11 protein-coding genes are annotated in these 14949 nt (G+C 70.0%); 4 read left to right on the forward strand and 7 right to left on the reverse strand.

The window, feature by feature from the left end; genetic code table 11:
- Positions 1 to 28: 28 nt before the first annotated feature.
- The 7 genes from ACZ4XD_RS04830 to ACZ4XD_RS04860 form a co-directional block, all read right to left on the reverse strand.
- On the reverse strand, positions 29 to 1234 hold the full coding sequence (locus ACZ4XD_RS04830; protein WP_468038207.1) for a Rieske 2Fe-2S domain-containing protein: 1206 nt from the start codon (positions 1232 to 1234) through the stop codon (positions 29 to 31).
- Between the two features lie 219 nt (positions 1235 to 1453).
- Positions 1454 to 2644, reverse strand: a complete 1191-nt coding sequence (locus ACZ4XD_RS04835; RefSeq protein ID WP_468038358.1) for a cytochrome P450 family protein — start codon at positions 2642 to 2644, stop codon at positions 1454 to 1456.
- 158 nt (positions 2645 to 2802) lie between these two features.
- Complete coding sequence (locus ACZ4XD_RS04840) at positions 2803 to 2964, reverse strand: hypothetical protein (RefSeq protein WP_158894629.1); 162 nt, start codon at positions 2962 to 2964, stop codon at positions 2803 to 2805.
- Between the two features lie 104 nt (positions 2965 to 3068).
- Positions 3069 to 3746: a hypothetical protein gene (locus tag ACZ4XD_RS04845; RefSeq protein ID WP_468038209.1), complete on the reverse strand. Its 678-nt coding sequence runs from the start codon at positions 3744 to 3746 to the stop codon at positions 3069 to 3071.
- The gene (locus ACZ4XD_RS04850) at positions 3743 to 4321 is read right to left on the reverse strand and encodes an RNA polymerase sigma factor (RefSeq protein ID WP_158894626.1); all 579 of its coding nucleotides are present in this window, start codon (positions 4319 to 4321) and stop codon (positions 3743 to 3745) included. The genes ACZ4XD_RS04845 and ACZ4XD_RS04850 overlap by 4 nt, the downstream gene beginning before the upstream one ends.
- Before the next feature lie 761 nt (positions 4322 to 5082).
- Positions 5083 to 6198 (reverse strand): IPT/TIG domain-containing protein, encoded by a 1116-nt coding sequence (locus ACZ4XD_RS04855; RefSeq protein ID WP_468038211.1) that lies wholly within the window; start codon positions 6196 to 6198, stop codon positions 5083 to 5085.
- 409 nt (positions 6199 to 6607) lie between these two features.
- Positions 6608 to 7090: a hypothetical protein gene (locus ACZ4XD_RS04860; RefSeq protein ID WP_468038213.1), complete on the reverse strand. Its 483-nt coding sequence runs from the start codon at positions 7088 to 7090 to the stop codon at positions 6608 to 6610.
- A gap of 617 nt (positions 7091 to 7707) precedes the next feature.
- Here ACZ4XD_RS04860 and ACZ4XD_RS04865 point away from each other — a divergent pair.
- The 4 genes from ACZ4XD_RS04865 to ACZ4XD_RS04880 are packed head-to-tail and all read left to right on the forward strand — an operon-like array spanning position 7708 to position 14856.
- Positions 7708 to 9180 carry a Dyp-type peroxidase gene (locus ACZ4XD_RS04865; protein WP_468038215.1) on the forward strand — a complete coding sequence of 491 codons (1473 nt, stop codon included), beginning with the start codon at positions 7708 to 7710 and terminating at the stop codon, positions 9178 to 9180.
- A gap of 5 nt (positions 9181 to 9185) precedes the next feature.
- The gene (locus ACZ4XD_RS04870) at positions 9186 to 11315 is read left to right on the forward strand and encodes a flavin monoamine oxidase family protein (RefSeq protein ID WP_468038217.1); all 2130 of its coding nucleotides are present in this window, start codon (positions 9186 to 9188) and stop codon (positions 11313 to 11315) included.
- The gene (locus ACZ4XD_RS04875; RefSeq protein ID WP_468038219.1) at positions 11312 to 13198 is read left to right on the forward strand and encodes an alpha-keto acid decarboxylase family protein; all 1887 of its coding nucleotides are present in this window, start codon (positions 11312 to 11314) and stop codon (positions 13196 to 13198) included. The genes ACZ4XD_RS04870 and ACZ4XD_RS04875 overlap by 4 nt, the downstream gene beginning before the upstream one ends.
- Entirely contained in the window at positions 13195 to 14856 is a 1662-nt protein-coding gene (locus ACZ4XD_RS04880) for a flavin monoamine oxidase family protein (protein ID WP_468038221.1), read from the forward strand. Before ACZ4XD_RS04875 ends, ACZ4XD_RS04880 begins: the two co-directional genes overlap by 4 nt.
- The last annotated feature ends 93 nt before the right edge of the window (positions 14857 to 14949 follow it).

A 14949-nucleotide genomic window follows, 5' to 3' on the forward strand; every position in this document is an offset into this window, starting at 1 on the left:
GGCCACCGGCCACCGCACGCCCGGCCGGTCAGCCCGGCCGGTGCGAGCCGGCCTCCGATGCGGCGCCGGCCCGCGGCGCGCCGTCGCACAGCGCGGCGGCGCCACAGAGCGCGGATTCGGGACGGATCGGGACCCCGTTGGTGCGCAGCACGTCACGGACATCGAGGATCAGTGGGAAGACCTCCTGGTTCCAGTCCTCGCCCTGCTCGTCCCAGGCCCGCTGCTCGGCCTCGACCGCCATCCGGTCCTCCGCGAACACCCGCTCGGTGAAGCGCCGGATGAGCGGCCAGGCCAGATGCAGCGCTCCCGGGACCGGCGGCTTCGCGATCATGAGCAGGCCATAGGCGTGGTTGGTGCGCTGCTCCGTGTCCTCCGGTACGTAAGCGGCCCAGAGGGAGAAGGACGGGAGGTCGGACTTCTCGGGAACCGCTTGGAGGGTCTGATACGGGTACTCGGTGCGGACGGTGATGACGTCGGGCGACTCGCCGCCGCCGAAGCCCTCACCGGACAGCAGTCCGGCACCGCGGTCCTTCTTCCCACCGGCGGAAGTGAACAGATAACGGGCCTCCACGAATTCCGGACCGGTGTCGTACCCGAGGAGCTTGGGCTGGATCTTGCCGAGGACACCGCGGTGCAGGAACTGGTGGTTCATATCCAGCAGATTTTCGTGCATGAACGAGTAGTGGCAGCGCACCGTGCGCGAAAACACCATGGTCTTGTGCTTGGCGGAATCGTATTCCGGCAGCTCGGGCAGCGGGGTGGTGGCCGCTTTCTCCGGATCACCCGGGAAGACGAACACCAGGCCGTACAATTCCCGGACCGGATAGGAGCGCACCCCGCGCGGCGGCCGGTCGACCCCCTTGGGAAGATACGGAATCTGCGAGATCCGGCCGTTCCCGCGATAGGCCCACGCGTGGTAGCAGCAGCGCAGCAGCTCGCCTTCCACGACACCCAGGCTCAGCGGCACCTGGCGGTGGGCGCACCGGTCCTCCAGCGCGAAGACCGTACCGCTCGCGGCGCGATAGAGCACGATCCGCTCCCCCGCGAAGGCGGTGGCGAAGGTCTTGTTCTTCGGGACGCTTCCGGAAACCGCGACCGGATACCAGAAATTCGGATGGATTCCCGTACGCCGAAGGTCGGCCGTCGCTCCGGGACGGTATTCCCGCATCCGGTCCGGGCCACCGGCCACCCCGGCCGCCATGGTTCCGTCCCTTGCGGGCTGAGCCTTGGTCATACGTTTCTCCCTCGCACGCGGTTCGGTGATACGGAACGGGAGAACGCCGGTATCCGGCGGACAGCGCGCCGTATCGGTTCTCCGCGATCACCTTGTGCGTTTCCCCCGGCACGACGGCAGTCAGGCTCGCCCCGGAGGGTGACGGCCGCCCGTCCGGCGGATCAGGGGCTGGGCCAATTGGCTCCCCGCCATGCCCCCGGCCGTAGGCACAGCGGGCCGTCACGACCAGCGGACCGGGAGATGCCGTGGGCCGCGGAGCAAGGCACCCAGCCGCCAGCGCAGGTCGGCCGGGTGGGCGTCCAACTCCAGCTTCGGGCAGCGTTCCAGGAGGGTGCGCACCGCGATCCGGGCCTCCAGACGGGCGAGCGGGGCACCCAGACAGAAGTGGATGCCGTGGCCGAAGGCGACATGGCCGCGGGCGTCGCGGGTGATGTCGAAGCGGTCGGGGTCGTCGAAGCGGAGGGGGTCGCGTCCGGAGTCGGCGATCACGGGGAGCACGACCTCGCCGCCACCGGGGATCACCGTGCCGGCGATGTCGACCGGGTCGAGGGTGAAGCGGAAGGTGGCGGTCTCCAGCGGTCCGTCGTAGCGCAGCATCTCCTCGACCGCGCCGTCGATGAGGGACGGATCGGCGCGCAGCGCGGCGAGTTGCTCCGGGTGGGTGAGCAGCGCCAGCACGCCGTTGGCGATGAGATTGCCGGTGGTCTCGTAGCCGGCGATCAGCAACAGCTGGGCCATGCCCAGGAGTTCTTCGTGGCTGAGCCGGTCGCCGTCCCCGTCGCTCACCGCGATCAGATCGCTCAGCAGGTCGTCGCCTGGGTGCGCGCGCTTGGTCTCCACCAGGTCGTCGAGGTAGCCGGTCATGGCCGTGAGGACTTCCTTGGTCCGCGGCGTGGGGGCGCCGACCATCAGGATGTCGGTCCAGGTACGGAAGGTGTCCCGCTCCAGGAAGGGCACACCCAATAACTCGCAGATGACGGTGATCGGGAGCGGGAAGGCCAGCGCCTCGACGAGATCGGCGCGGCCGTCGGGGGCGGCGAGCATGCCCGCCAGAAGCTCATCGGTCAGCTCCTGGACGCGCGGCGCGAGGGACGCCACCCGGCGCGCGGTGAAGGCGCGGGCCACCAGGCCGCGCAGCCGGGTGTGTTGCGGCGCGTTGGAGCGGAGCATCGACACGCCGCTGGACACCGGCTGCATCGGCTGCGCGGACGAGGCATGCCGCCACTCCTTCGACAGCCGGGGGTCGCTGAGCGTCGCGCGTACCTCGTCGTAGCCGACGACCAGCCAGACGACCGTGCCCTCCGGGAGGCGTACGCGATGCACCGGGCCTCGCTCGCGCAGCCGCGCGTACACCTCGAAGGGGTCGCGGACGAAGTCCTCGCCCATTGCCGCCAGTTCAACGGTTCCCATCGGTTCGGTTGTCATCCGGCCTCCTGCCCGTCGTGGCCCTGCCCCAAGACGACTGGGTACGGGGAAACCATCCCCGGCGGCGGAGCCACTAACCGCGACCGGAGCCGCCGGCCCGTTCGGGGCCGGCGGCGGACACAGCGCCCGGGGGCCGGTCCCGTCTACCGCTGGGTCAGGTACAGCAGCAGGGCGGAGATGACGGCCCCGGCCACCCCCTCGATGGCATGGGCGGCGGTGAAGCGGGCGTACTTCCTGAGCCACGGGCGCCGTGGCTCCGCGGGAACACGCGGTGGGGCTTGCCGGGCCTCCGCATGATCCTTCATGGGCGTCTCCTTGATCGGTGGTGGGTGGTGGTACATGCCGGCCCCCGGGGCCGCGGCTCGCCGCCGGGCTTCCGGGGAGGGCCGGGTTCGCCTGCCCGGCCGCGTCAGCGCCCCGCGCACCCCGCGGACAGCGGGGCCTGCGGCTCGGCGAACTGCTGGAGCTCGGGCCCGGAACGCGCCAGCAGCCAGCCGGGGTCCGGGAGCGGGGCGCCGGGGGCCGGGTTGGGCAGATGCCGGCGCGGTGAGTAGCCCAGGGCGGTGGCGATGGTGCGCCACAGGCGCGCGTCGATGAGGTTGTCGTCGGCCGCGTGGTGGATCGCCAGGCAGTGCGCGGAGAGCTGGTCCTCGGCGCCGGCGGCGAACCGCCACCAGAAGACCGCCGCCTCCCGCCGGTTGATGGAGTAGAGCAGGCAGGCGAAGGTCCGGGCGCCGGCCGCGTCGTAGTCCCGGGCGAACTTCTCCAGCCGCCCCATGTGCCCCCCGCGCAGCACCGACTCACACAGGGTGTGCAGGTGCCGGCGCAGCTCCTCCGGGCCCGCCGTGGCGCTCGGCACGGGCCGGGGCCGCGGACGTCTGGGCAGCGGCCGGGCCCGGCCGGGGTGCGCCGGGACCGGGCCGCGGTCATGCCGCCCTTCGGACACCGGGCGCGCCGTGGGTGGCGTCTGCCGCTCGGCCTCGGCGATCCGCTCGGCCAGTCTTCGCGTGAAGGCTTCCGGGTCGTGGTCGGCCAGTACGCTTCCCACCTCATCGGCTTCGGCCTGCAGAATGTCTTCGATGGTCACGACGGTTCTCCTTCCTGATCGTTCCGGAGATAGGAGGCCGCGAGTTCCTTGGCGAGCTGGCGGCCGCGGGAGTAGTAGGTGCGCGCCGTGCCCGGGGTGATGCCGAGGGTCTCGGCGATCTCCTCATAGCTCAGCTGCGCCACGCGGAGCCGGACGCAGTCCGCCTGCACCGGCTCCCGGCGGGCCAGTTCATCCATGGCGCGGTCCAGCGCGTCGAAGGTGCCCAGGTGCAGAATCTGGTCGACGCAGGACTGGTGGAGCCCGGCTTCCGCGGCTGCGGCCCGTTCACGGCGGGTCGCCCGGTTACGCGAGCGGATGTGGTCCTTGATGGCGTCCCGCAGGACGCGCAGGCACAGGGCCCGGAAGTTGGGGTGCGACTGGAACTCGTCCCATTTCGCATGGATCTTCATCCCGGCTATCTGCACCACGTCCTCGGCGTCCTGACGGTGGCGCAGCCACTGGTACGCATAGCCGAGGTAGCCGTACTGCGCCTCCTTGAAGAAGGCGGTGAAGTCGCCCCGTAGGCCGTCCATCGGGTCGGGGCGCAACTGCTGTCCGTCTCCGTAATCGCTCACCGGGCGGCCATCCCTCGGCCCGCCACGGGCGGACGGACGGCACCGGGGTGGACCTGCGCCGGAAGGTCCCGTTCCGCACCGCACCGGCTTCCACGGTCCGGGTCACACAAGGTGCTGGCGGCCGACGGGCCGCAGATCCGCGAGGCGGTGTGGGTGCTCTCGCGCGCCCGGGCGCGGAGCACAGCCGGGATCGTCCTGGCCGCGCCGCCCATGGCTGGCGTGTCCCAGGGCCACTGGTGGTCCACTGCCTCTCCTTTCGCTGTTCGCGGTGAACTCCCCAGCGTCCGGATGACGCCGGAGAAGACCGCATCTCTTGCCCCTAGACCGCTCGCCAGGCCGTGATTGTTAATCAGATCCGCGGACCAAAATGACCTTGCGCAGTGGCCCGCTTACGTTGAGCTTCTGACCTGCGGCGTTGACGGACCGCCCGCGACGTAAGTGACGCGGATCACACGCCGGGGCGGGCGGTGCGGGCAGCCGCACCGCCCGCCCGTCGGCCGCCCGCACACACGCAAGGGCCTCCCGCCGCCGGCGCGGAGGTCGTCCTCCACACCGGGCCGGAAGGCCCTCACCTCGCCGGAGTGCCACCCCGGGCGTGTCACCCGTCACCCACACACCGGGAGGACACGCCCGGGCCGCGGTCCGCCAGGAACGGAAGGGGACGATCCCTGCCGGGGCGCGGTGGCACTGCTCGCCGGGTCATCGCGGCAGCGGACTCCCCCGGGCCCCGGGCTCCATGGGGCCGCCGGGGAAGCGGCCGCTCACACGTAGGTGTATCCGCCGCCGACGAGCGTGCTGCCGGCCAGGGTGGTGACCACGACGGGGACGTTGCCGAGCGGGCCGGCCGGGGTGAAGCCGACCAGAGCCGTGCCCGACGCGTTGACCGAAACCCCGCTCGCCGCAACCCCGTTGAACGTGACCGTCGCCCCGTTCAGATTGCTCCCCGTGATCACGAACGCCGTACCACCCGCGGCGCTGCCCGCCGGCGGCGACAGCAGGGTCACCACCGGCGGGGGCGGTGCCGTGTAGGTGTACCCGCCGGCGACGGTGGTGCTGCCGGCCGGTGTGGTGACCACGACCGGGACGTTGCCGAGCGCACCGGCCGGGGTGAAGCCGACCAGCGCCGTACCCGACGCGTTGACCGAAACCCCGCTCGCCGCAACACCGTTGAACGTGACCGTCGCCCCGTTCAGATTGCTCCCCGTGATCACGAACGCCGTTCCGCCCGCGGTACTGCCCGACGACGGCGACAGTGACGTGGCGACGGGCGGCGGTGCCGTGTAGGTGAAGCCGCCGGGGACGGTGGTGCTGCCGGCCGGTGTGGTGACCACGACCGGGACGTTGCCGGCCGGGCCGGGCGGTGTGGTGCCGGTGAGCACGGTGCCCGCGGCGTTGATGGACACGCCGAGGGCCGCGACACCGTTGAAGGTGACCGTCGCGCCGGTGAGGTTGCTGCCGAGGATGGCGAACGCGGTGCCGCCCGCGGTGGGCCCGGTGTTGGGCACGAGGGCGGTGACCGTCGGACCGGTCGGCGGGGTGACCGTGTAGGTGTAGCTCACCGCATTGGAGATGCCCCGGGATGTGGTGGCGATGACCTGGACGGTGCCCGCGGCGTGCGCCGGTGCGAGGACGGTGACCGAATTGCCGTAAGGGTCCTGGGCGACGATGGTGGCGGGGACGCCGCCGAAGGTGACCAGACTCGTGCCCAGGAGGCCGGACCCGGTGAGCAGGACGGTGTTTCCCCCGGTGGTCGGTCCGGAGGCCGGAATGGCGTCGTAGAGTCTGGGATATCTGGGCCAGTCTCCCCCGCCCCCGTCTCCGCCGGGCCAGGAGCCCAGGGCCTGCGGATTTTCTTGCTGCTGTATGACTTCGGACATGACTTCTCCCTGGGCAGCCGCCACTCCGCCGCCCTTTCACGAGTCGATTCATGAACGGGCTCTCGCGGAGCGGAAGTTGCCGCCGTCGAATGTTTGGGTCCTGCGACGGTAGGGTTCCCGGCGGATCCGAAAAAGGCGTGTACGTGACAGCAATGATGCGTTCGGCGATCAAAATGACAATACGTAGATGAGCGTCACGCCCGCATCGCTTCCCGGCGTACGCGGGTATTCCGCCGCCCCGTTTTCCACGCCGCGGGTGCGGCCGGCGGGCGTGCGGGGATACGGCCGTTTCCGCTGCGCACGGACGGCCACCGCGGAGGTGTGCGCACGGGCCCGGGGACGGATGGTGCGCGTCCCCGGGCCCCTTCACGGTCCTGCTGCTCGATCCCCTCACCGAGGGGAAGGCCGATTACAGGTGATAGATGGTGGCGGCCCAGTTGGCCTTCCAATTGCCGTCGCCGAACTGGAGGTTGACGGAACACCTGCCGATGTTGCCGTCACAGTTCAGGCTGTTCGCCGGGACCGGAGCCGCCAGCCGGGTGCCGTCGGCGGAGCGGAGCCCCTGGTGGAAGATGGTGGCGGACCAGCTCGCCCGCCAATATCCATCACCGAATTGCAGGTTGGCGATGCACTTTCCGGTGTCGCCATCGCAATTCAACGCGGTCACCGGAACCGGCGCACGAGAGGCGGACCGGGGCGTCTGGTGGAAGATGTTCGCACCCCAGCTGGCCTTCCAATTGTTGTCACCGAAGTGAAGGCTGGCCGTGCACTGATAGGTGTCGCCATCGCAGTTGAGCGCCGTCACCGGAACCGGGGCGGCAGTGGCCGGGCCGGCCAGCCCGATGGCCAGTGCCCCGAGGGCAGCGCAGGTGCCGACGATGGTGCGTCGCATAGCCGTGTCCTTCCGTCGTGGGCGCGCAGCGCGCCCGACCACGGAGCAGGATCTGCTGAATTCCCGTCGCTCCGAGGCCGCGCCCCAGGGCCTTCAACAGAAGGTGTGACGGCCCGCACCCACGCCCGAACCGGGCTGCGGACCGACCCTCGGTACGGGTGGTGAACAGCGCAAACGTAGTGATCCGGGGGCGCGAAGAGGGGCGCATTCATGGCGCTCCCGGCCTTGTGCGGCCCCTGCCCCGGATGCGGTCAGGGCGCCCGCGGCAGCCGCGGCGGACCGGTGCTTCCGTGCGGAGCGGCTGGGGGCTTGAGGGCACCGCCCAGGCGGGTAGATTCTCCGATTCGCGGCGCCGGGTGGGCGGGGTCCCGCGGCACCGGGGTGGGCGGGGTCGGTCACCGGTACGGGTGACCGGGTGCTCCGATTGGCGTCGGTGGTCCTGCGAGGTGGCAGGTTCGGTGCTGGGCTGGCGACACAAGCCGTGCACCGGCTGTCTTTGGTGTGCCCCCTGTACCTCTTCCGTATCGACCTCCGCCTCCGCGTGCCGGGAGCCGGCTTCGCCCGCGTGCGAATTCCCCGAGGCTCCTGGAGCACCCGCCGCTCCCTGAAGGAGAGAAGTGACCACTACCTCGTTGCGCCCGACCGGTGCCCCGGACATCGAGCAGCTTCCGGAACCGCCCCTGCGCAGATCCATGGAAATCCAGGGCAACATTCTTTCCGGTTTCAACAAGGACTATATGGCGTTCCGCTATGTCCGCTTCCCCGACGGTGCGGGTGGCCGTGGCTGGCTGTCCGTCATGCTCAATACGGTCTCGGTGACCGCCACGGTCGAGGACTTCAATGAGGAGTTCTCGATTTCCCGCCGGGCCTACGGCCAGGATCCGTTCCTCGTCGCGACCTGGGTCGGAGTGTCCCTGACGTTCCAGGGCCTGCTCCAGGTGGCCCGGGAACCCGAGAAGGTGAAGACGGATCTGGCGCCGTTCGAGTCGTTTGTGAAGGGTGCGGCCGGACGGGCCCCGGACCTCGGCGACGACGGGACGAGCGCCCCCGAGCACTGGCATTTCGGCTCGGACCGGAACGGCGTACACGCCGTACTGATCGTCGCCGCGGACACGGAGGAAGCGCTGAACGAAAAGCTCCGGAATATCGCCGCCGCTGATTCGGCGCACGGGGTGACCCTGGTCCATCAGGACGACGGCCGCACCCTGACCGGAGATCTGCGGGGGCATGAGCACTTCGGGTACAAGGACGGCATTTCACAGCCGGGCGTCAAGGATTTCCACCGTGAGGACCGGGAGAATCCCGGTGTCCGGGACAACCGACCCGGGTCGACCCTGGTCGAGCCCGGCGAGTTCGTCTTCGGTCACCAGAGTGAGAGCGGAGCACCGCCCGAGGCACCCACGTGGATGGACAACGGTTCCCTCCAGGTGGTGCGCCGACTGCGGCAGGACGTCCCCGGCTGGAACGAGGCGGTGGAACGTGAAGCGGCCAAGTTCCGGCCGCACGCCATCTCCGCCGAGCTGCTGGGCGCGTGTCTGGTCGGCCGCAAGAAGGACGGCACGCCCCTCGCGCAGGGCGAGAACCCGGTGACCGGAGTCGGTCCGGAGCGCAACGACTTCACCTACGAGAACGACGGCCAGGGGAAGCAGACCCCGTGCGCCGCGCACATCCGCAGGTCGCATCCCCGGCACTTCGAGGCCACCCAGAAGCACCGCGTCATGCGCCGCGGCATTCCGTACGGCCCCGCGTACTCGGCGGGCAAGGCGGACACGGACCGCGGCCTGATGTTCGTGTGCTACGGCACCTCGCTGGAGCGGCAGTTCGAGTTCCTCCAGCGCGCCTGGTCGAACAACCCCAACTTCCTGCCGGGCGATCCCGGGTCCCCCAACGGCATCGACAAGGTGACCGGCACCATCCGGCAGGGCGGTTCCGGCAGCCCGGACGCCCATATCGTGCTGGCCGACGGCGAGGAAGGCACCGTTTCGATGAACCGGTTCGTGCAGACCACCGGTGCGGTGTACGCCTTCACTCCTTCCATCAGCACGCTGCGCCGCCTCGCCGCGAACGAGTCCCTGGAAGGGAAGGGCTGAGCGCCATGAGCGACATCCGCCGTGACCTCCGCGATGAGCGCACCGGAGCCGAGCGCACCAACGAGAAGACCTATCAGCAGCTCGCCCGTGAACTGCTGCTGGTCGGCCCCGAGCCGGCCAACGAGGACCTCAAGCTGCGCTACCTCGAAGTGCTCATCGACAAGGGGCTGGAGCGCCCCGCCGTCCCCAAGCGCATCCTGATCGTCGGAGCGGGCATCGCCGGTCTGGTGGCCGGCGATCTGCTGACCCGTGCCGGTCACGATGTGACCATCCTGGAGGCCAACGCCAACCGGGTCGGCGGCCGCATCAAGACCTTCCACGCCAAGAAGGGCGAGCCGCCGCCCTTCACCGACCCCGCGCAGTACGCGGAGGCCGGGGCGATGCGCCTGCCCAGCTTCCATCCGCTGACGCTGGCGCTGATCGACAAACTCGGCCTGAAGCGGCGGCTGTTCTTCAATGTCGACATCGATCCGTCGACGGGCAATCAGACCGCTCCCGTGCCGCCGGTGATCTACAAGTCGTTCAAGGACGGCAAGATCTGGACGTACGGCGACCCCAGCCCCGAGTTCCGGGAGCCGGACAAGCGCAACCAGACCTGGATCCGCACCAACCGTGCCCAGGTGCGCCGCGCCCACTACGCCAAGGACCCGTCCCAGATCAACGAGGGCTTCCACCTTACCGGCTGCGAATCGCGGCTGACCGTGTCCGAGATGGTCAACCAGGCGCTGGAGCCGGTGCGCGACTACTACTCGGTGCTGCAGAGCGACGGAAAGCGCGTCAACAAGCCGTTCAAGGAGTGGCTGGACGGCTGGGCCGGGGTCGTCCGCGACTTCGACGGCTTCTCCATGGGCCGCTTCCTGCGCGAGTACGCCGGGTTCAGCGATGAGGCCATCGAGGCGATCGGCACGATCGAGAACATGACCTCGCGGCTGCACCTCGCCTTCTTCCACAGCTTCCTGGGCCGCAGCGACATCGATCCCGCCGCCACCTACTGGGAGATCGAGGGCGGCAGCCGGAAGCTCCCGGAGGCGCTCGCCAAGGATCTGCGCGACCAGATCGTGATGGGCCAGCGGATGGTCCGGCTGGAGTACTACGACCCGGGACGCGACGGCCATCACGGTGGGCTCGCCGGACCGGGCGGTCCCGCCGTCGCCATCCAGACCGTGCCCGAGGGCGACCCGAACGGCCCGGTGGAGACCTGGACCGGGGACCTGGCGATCGTCACCATCCCGTTCTCCAGCCTGCGGTTCACCACCGTGACCCCGCCGTTCTCGTACAAGAAGCGCCGGGCCGTCATCGAGACGCACTACGACCAGGCGACCAAGGTGCTGCTGGAATTCTCCCGTCGCTGGTGGGAGTTCACCGAGGAGGACTGGAAGCGGGAGCTCGACGCCATCGCGCCGGGGCTGTACGACTACTACCAGCAGCAGGGCGAGGACGACGCGGAGGCCGCGCTGGCCGTTCCGCAGAGCCTGCGGGAGCTGCCCACGGGGCTGCTGGGCGCCCACCCCAGCGTGGACGAGAAGCGCATCAGCCCGCAGCAGGTGGAGTACTACCGCAACTCCCCGCTGGGCGCCGGCGTTCGCCCGGCCACACATGCCTACGGCGGCGGTTCCACCACCGACAACCCCAACCGCTTCATGTACTACCCCTCGCACCCCGTCCCCGGCAGTCAGGGCGGCGTGGTGCTGGCGGGCTACTCCTGGTCGGACGACGCCGCGCGCTGGGACTCCTTCGAGGACGCCGAGCGCTACAGCTACGCCCTGCTCAACCTCCAGTCGGTGCACGGCCGCCGGATCGAGGTCTTCTACACCGGGGCCGGCCAGACCCAGAGCTGGCTGCGCGACCCGTACGCCTGCGGAGAGGCCGCGGTCTACACCCCGCATCAGATGACCAGCTTCCACCTCGATGTGGTGCGGCCCGAGGGGCCGGTGCACTTCGCGGGTGAGCATGTGTCGCTCAAGCACGCCTGGATCGAGGGTGCGGTGGAGACGGCCGTACGTGCCGCCCTCGCCGTCCACGAAGCGCCCGCGGCGGACGAGAGCACCATGGGCGCACGGGCCACGGCTCCCCGCGAGCGCCGGGCCGCCGCCGGATCGCCGGATCAGCCGCGCGAGGGGGTGCTGACGTCATGACCACCTCCCCGACCTGCACGGTGGCCGAGTATCTGGCCCGCCGGCTGGAACAGCTCGGTATCACCCATCTGTTCGGCGTTCCGGGCGACCACCTGGGCCCGTTCCTGTCGACCCTGCACGAGAAGACCACGGTGCGCTGGGTGGGCACCCCCACCGAGGGCGGCGCGGGCCAGGCCGCGGACGGATATGCCCGGGTGAAGTCCGCCGACGCGGAGATCGCGCTCGGCGAGCAGGGCATCGGCGCGGTCGCGGTCACCTACAGCGTGGGCGCGTTCAACCTGCTCAACTCGATCGGCGGGGCCTTCGCCGAGTATGTGCCGCTGATCGCGATCAACGCCGCTCCCTCCTACGAGCAGTGGCTCAACCAGCAGGCGATCGGCCTGCTCACCTCACATATGTCACAGCGCCCGGAGAGCAACCTGGAGGTCTACCGCCAGGTGACCGTGGACGCCCAGGCCATCTCCAACCCCGGGCTGGCCCCCAGCCAGATCGACAGCGCGATCACCGCGTGCCTCTCGCACCGGCGGCCGGTCTATCTGGAGGTCATGGATGACGTCTGGGGAGCGCAGTGTCCCGCGCCGCAGGGCCGGCTGACGCGGCGCGAGCGGCCCGTCACCGTGCAGAAGCAGCAGATGCTCGACCGCGCGGTCGACGCCTGTGTGGAACTGATCCGGCGGTACGGCAACCCGATCCTGTGGGCCGGTGAGGAGATCGACCGCTTCCGGCTGTCCGACGAGTTCGAGCGGCTGGTGCACGAGACCCGCATCCCGTTCTGCACCACCATCGGCGCCAAATCCGTGGTGTCCGAGTACACCCCGGGCTTCTCCGGCGTCTACAACGGCAAGGCCAGCAACCCGAAGGTCGCCGAGGTCTTCAACAACGCGGGCTGCCGTATCGGCCTCGGCTCGTGGGCGACCTCCAAGAACCTCGGCGGCGTGCGGTCGATCGGTGACGACTGGGCGGTCGCCGCCCACGACGGGGTGCATGTCGGCGCGTCGTACTTCCCCGATGTGCAGCTCGCCCGGTTCCTCCCCGCGCTGCGGGAGCGCCTGCTGGCCGAGTTCGGAGACGGTGCCTTCGCCGCGGACTACTTCGCCCGTGCCCATCAGGCGGGCCTCGCGGTCCCCGACAGCACCGACGCCTACCTGGCCACCCAGACCGGCGGACCGTACCCGGAGAACCTGACGTACGACAGTCTCTTCCGGCACCTCAACGCCTTCCTCGAAGCGCAGACCAGTGAGCCGCCGGACGAGCGCAGCAACCCGTTCACGGTGGTGTGCGACGCCGCGTTCGCGCTGATCGGCTCGATGAATCTGCGGATGGCCGAGCGCGCCTCGTACGTGGCACAGAACAGCTGGCTGTCCATCGGCTACTCGGTCGGCGCGGCCACCGGGGTGGCGCTCGGCCGGAGCCAGGCGAAGAAGCGGCCGATGGTCTTCGTCGGCGACGGCTCGTTCCAGGAGACGTGCCAGGAGATGTCCACGCATGTGCGGCACGGTCTGCGCCCGGTGGTGTTCGTCCTGGACAACGAGGCGTTCTACGGCATCGAGCAGATGCTGGTCCACCCCTGCTACTACCAGGAGGGCGCACCGCGCTCCGACGGCGCCGAGTTCTACAACGAACTGCACCCCTGGCGGTACGAGAAGCTCGCGGATGTCTTCGGCTCCGCCAAGCACCCGATGCACGGCTTCGCGGTCCGCCGGCACGACGAACTCACCACCCTGCTGGCGCGGATCGCCGAACCCAGCGACGCGGTCAACCAGGGCCCGATCGTGGTGCGGGTGCAGCTGGACCGGCACGACTATCCCGAGGCGCTCAAGTACAAGGTCGCCGAGAACTGTCCGCCGCCCGCCCGTGCGGCGTCGGAACGGAGCAGGCGATGACCGGCCGGGGCGCCGGGCGGCCCGTGGCGGAGGCCCCCGTGGACGACTCGGCGAAGGCGCTGCGGCACGCCATGAGCGGGCTGTCCGGGCCGGAGGCCACCGGGTGGACCGGCACCGTACGGCCCGCCGGAACCCCGGGAGCGGGCGCGAAGGTGCTGATCCTGGGCGCCGGTGTGGCGGGCCTGACAGCCGCGTACGAGCTGAGCACGGCCGGCTACCGGGTCACCGTCCTCGAAGCGCAGGACCGCATCGGCGGACGTAACCGCACCGCCCGCCACGGCGACCAGCTCTACGAACTCGATGAGCACGGCACGCCCAAGCCGACCCACCGCTGCGAGTTCGACGAGGGCCTGTACCTCAACCTCGGGCCCGGCCGTATCCCGTACCACCACCGCCGGGTGCTCAAGTACTGCCGGGACTTCGGTGTGGCGCTGGAGCCGTACGTCATGGAGACCACGGCGAACCGGGTCCGGCCGCCGCATGCCGAGGTGACCTGGCCCAACCGGCGGGTGGCGAACGACACCCGCGGTCACCTCGCGGCCAGGCTCGCCGAGACGCTGACCGGCGGGGACACCTTCACCAGTGAACTCCGTGATCTGCTGAGGGTGTTCGGCGCGCTCGACGCCAACGGCAAGTACCGGGGCTCGACGCGCTCCGGCTATCTGGACAGCCCCGAGATCGCGGAGTGGCCGGCCCCGGCCCCGCCGCTGTCCTTCGAGGACCTGGTGCACTCGGGCTTCTGGAAGACCCGCTTCTACCAGCCCGTCGACTATCTGTGGCAGGCGACGATGTTCCAGCCGGTCGGCGGCATGGACCACATCGTCAAGGCACTGGCGCGGGAGGCCAAACGGGCCGGGGCGAAGATCGTGCTGGGCGCCGAGGTCCGCGAGATCGAAATCGGTGCGAGCGGCCTCGGTGTCAGCCTCAAGTACCGCAAGGGCGACGACGAGCTCCAGGACGACGCCCGCTACTGCGTCAGCAACATCCCGGTCCCGGTGCTCCGCAAAATCAAACTGACCCATTTCTCGGACCCCTTCGAGCAGGCGCTCCGCGCCGTGGAGTTCGAGAAGACCTGCAAGGTCGGCTGGCAGGCGAACCGCCGCTTCTGGGAAGGCGACCTCGGCGGCTCCGACGACACCGAGGGCATCTACGGCGGAATCAGCTGGACCGGCCACAACATCACCCAGATGTGGTACCCGTCCAACGACTACTTCTCCAACAAGGGAACCCTGACCGGCGCCTACAACTTCGGGACCGCGGCCGAGACCCTCGGCAAGCTCACCCCCGAGAGGCGCCTGCAACTGGCCCGCGAAGGCGCCATCCAGCTGCACCCGGAATTCAAGAACAAGGAGCTCGTCCCCGACAAGCAGGGCATCTCCATCGCCTGGCACAAGGTGCCCTACCAACTGGGCGGCTGGGCAGCCTGGAAACCACAACAGCCCGCCCACAAGAAGGCATACAAACGCCTGCTCCAACCCGAGGGCACCGACGCCTTCTTCGTCACCGGCGACCAGATCTCCCCCCTGCCCGGCTGGCAGGAAGGCGCCATGATGTCGGCCCACTACGTCGTCCACCAGATCCTGGGCATCATGCCCCTGACCGCCCCCGAGGAGGTCGCGGTACCCGACTCGGTCGCGTTGACGCAGGGTCTGTTCTGAGACCCCTCCGACGCGCCCGAGCGGTGCGGGGCCCGGCCGGCAGGTGAGACTGCCGGCCGGGCCTGCGTGCTGGGCGGGTTGATCGTGTGCCGA

The organism is Streptomyces sp. NPDC029466 (assembly GCF_055574515.1).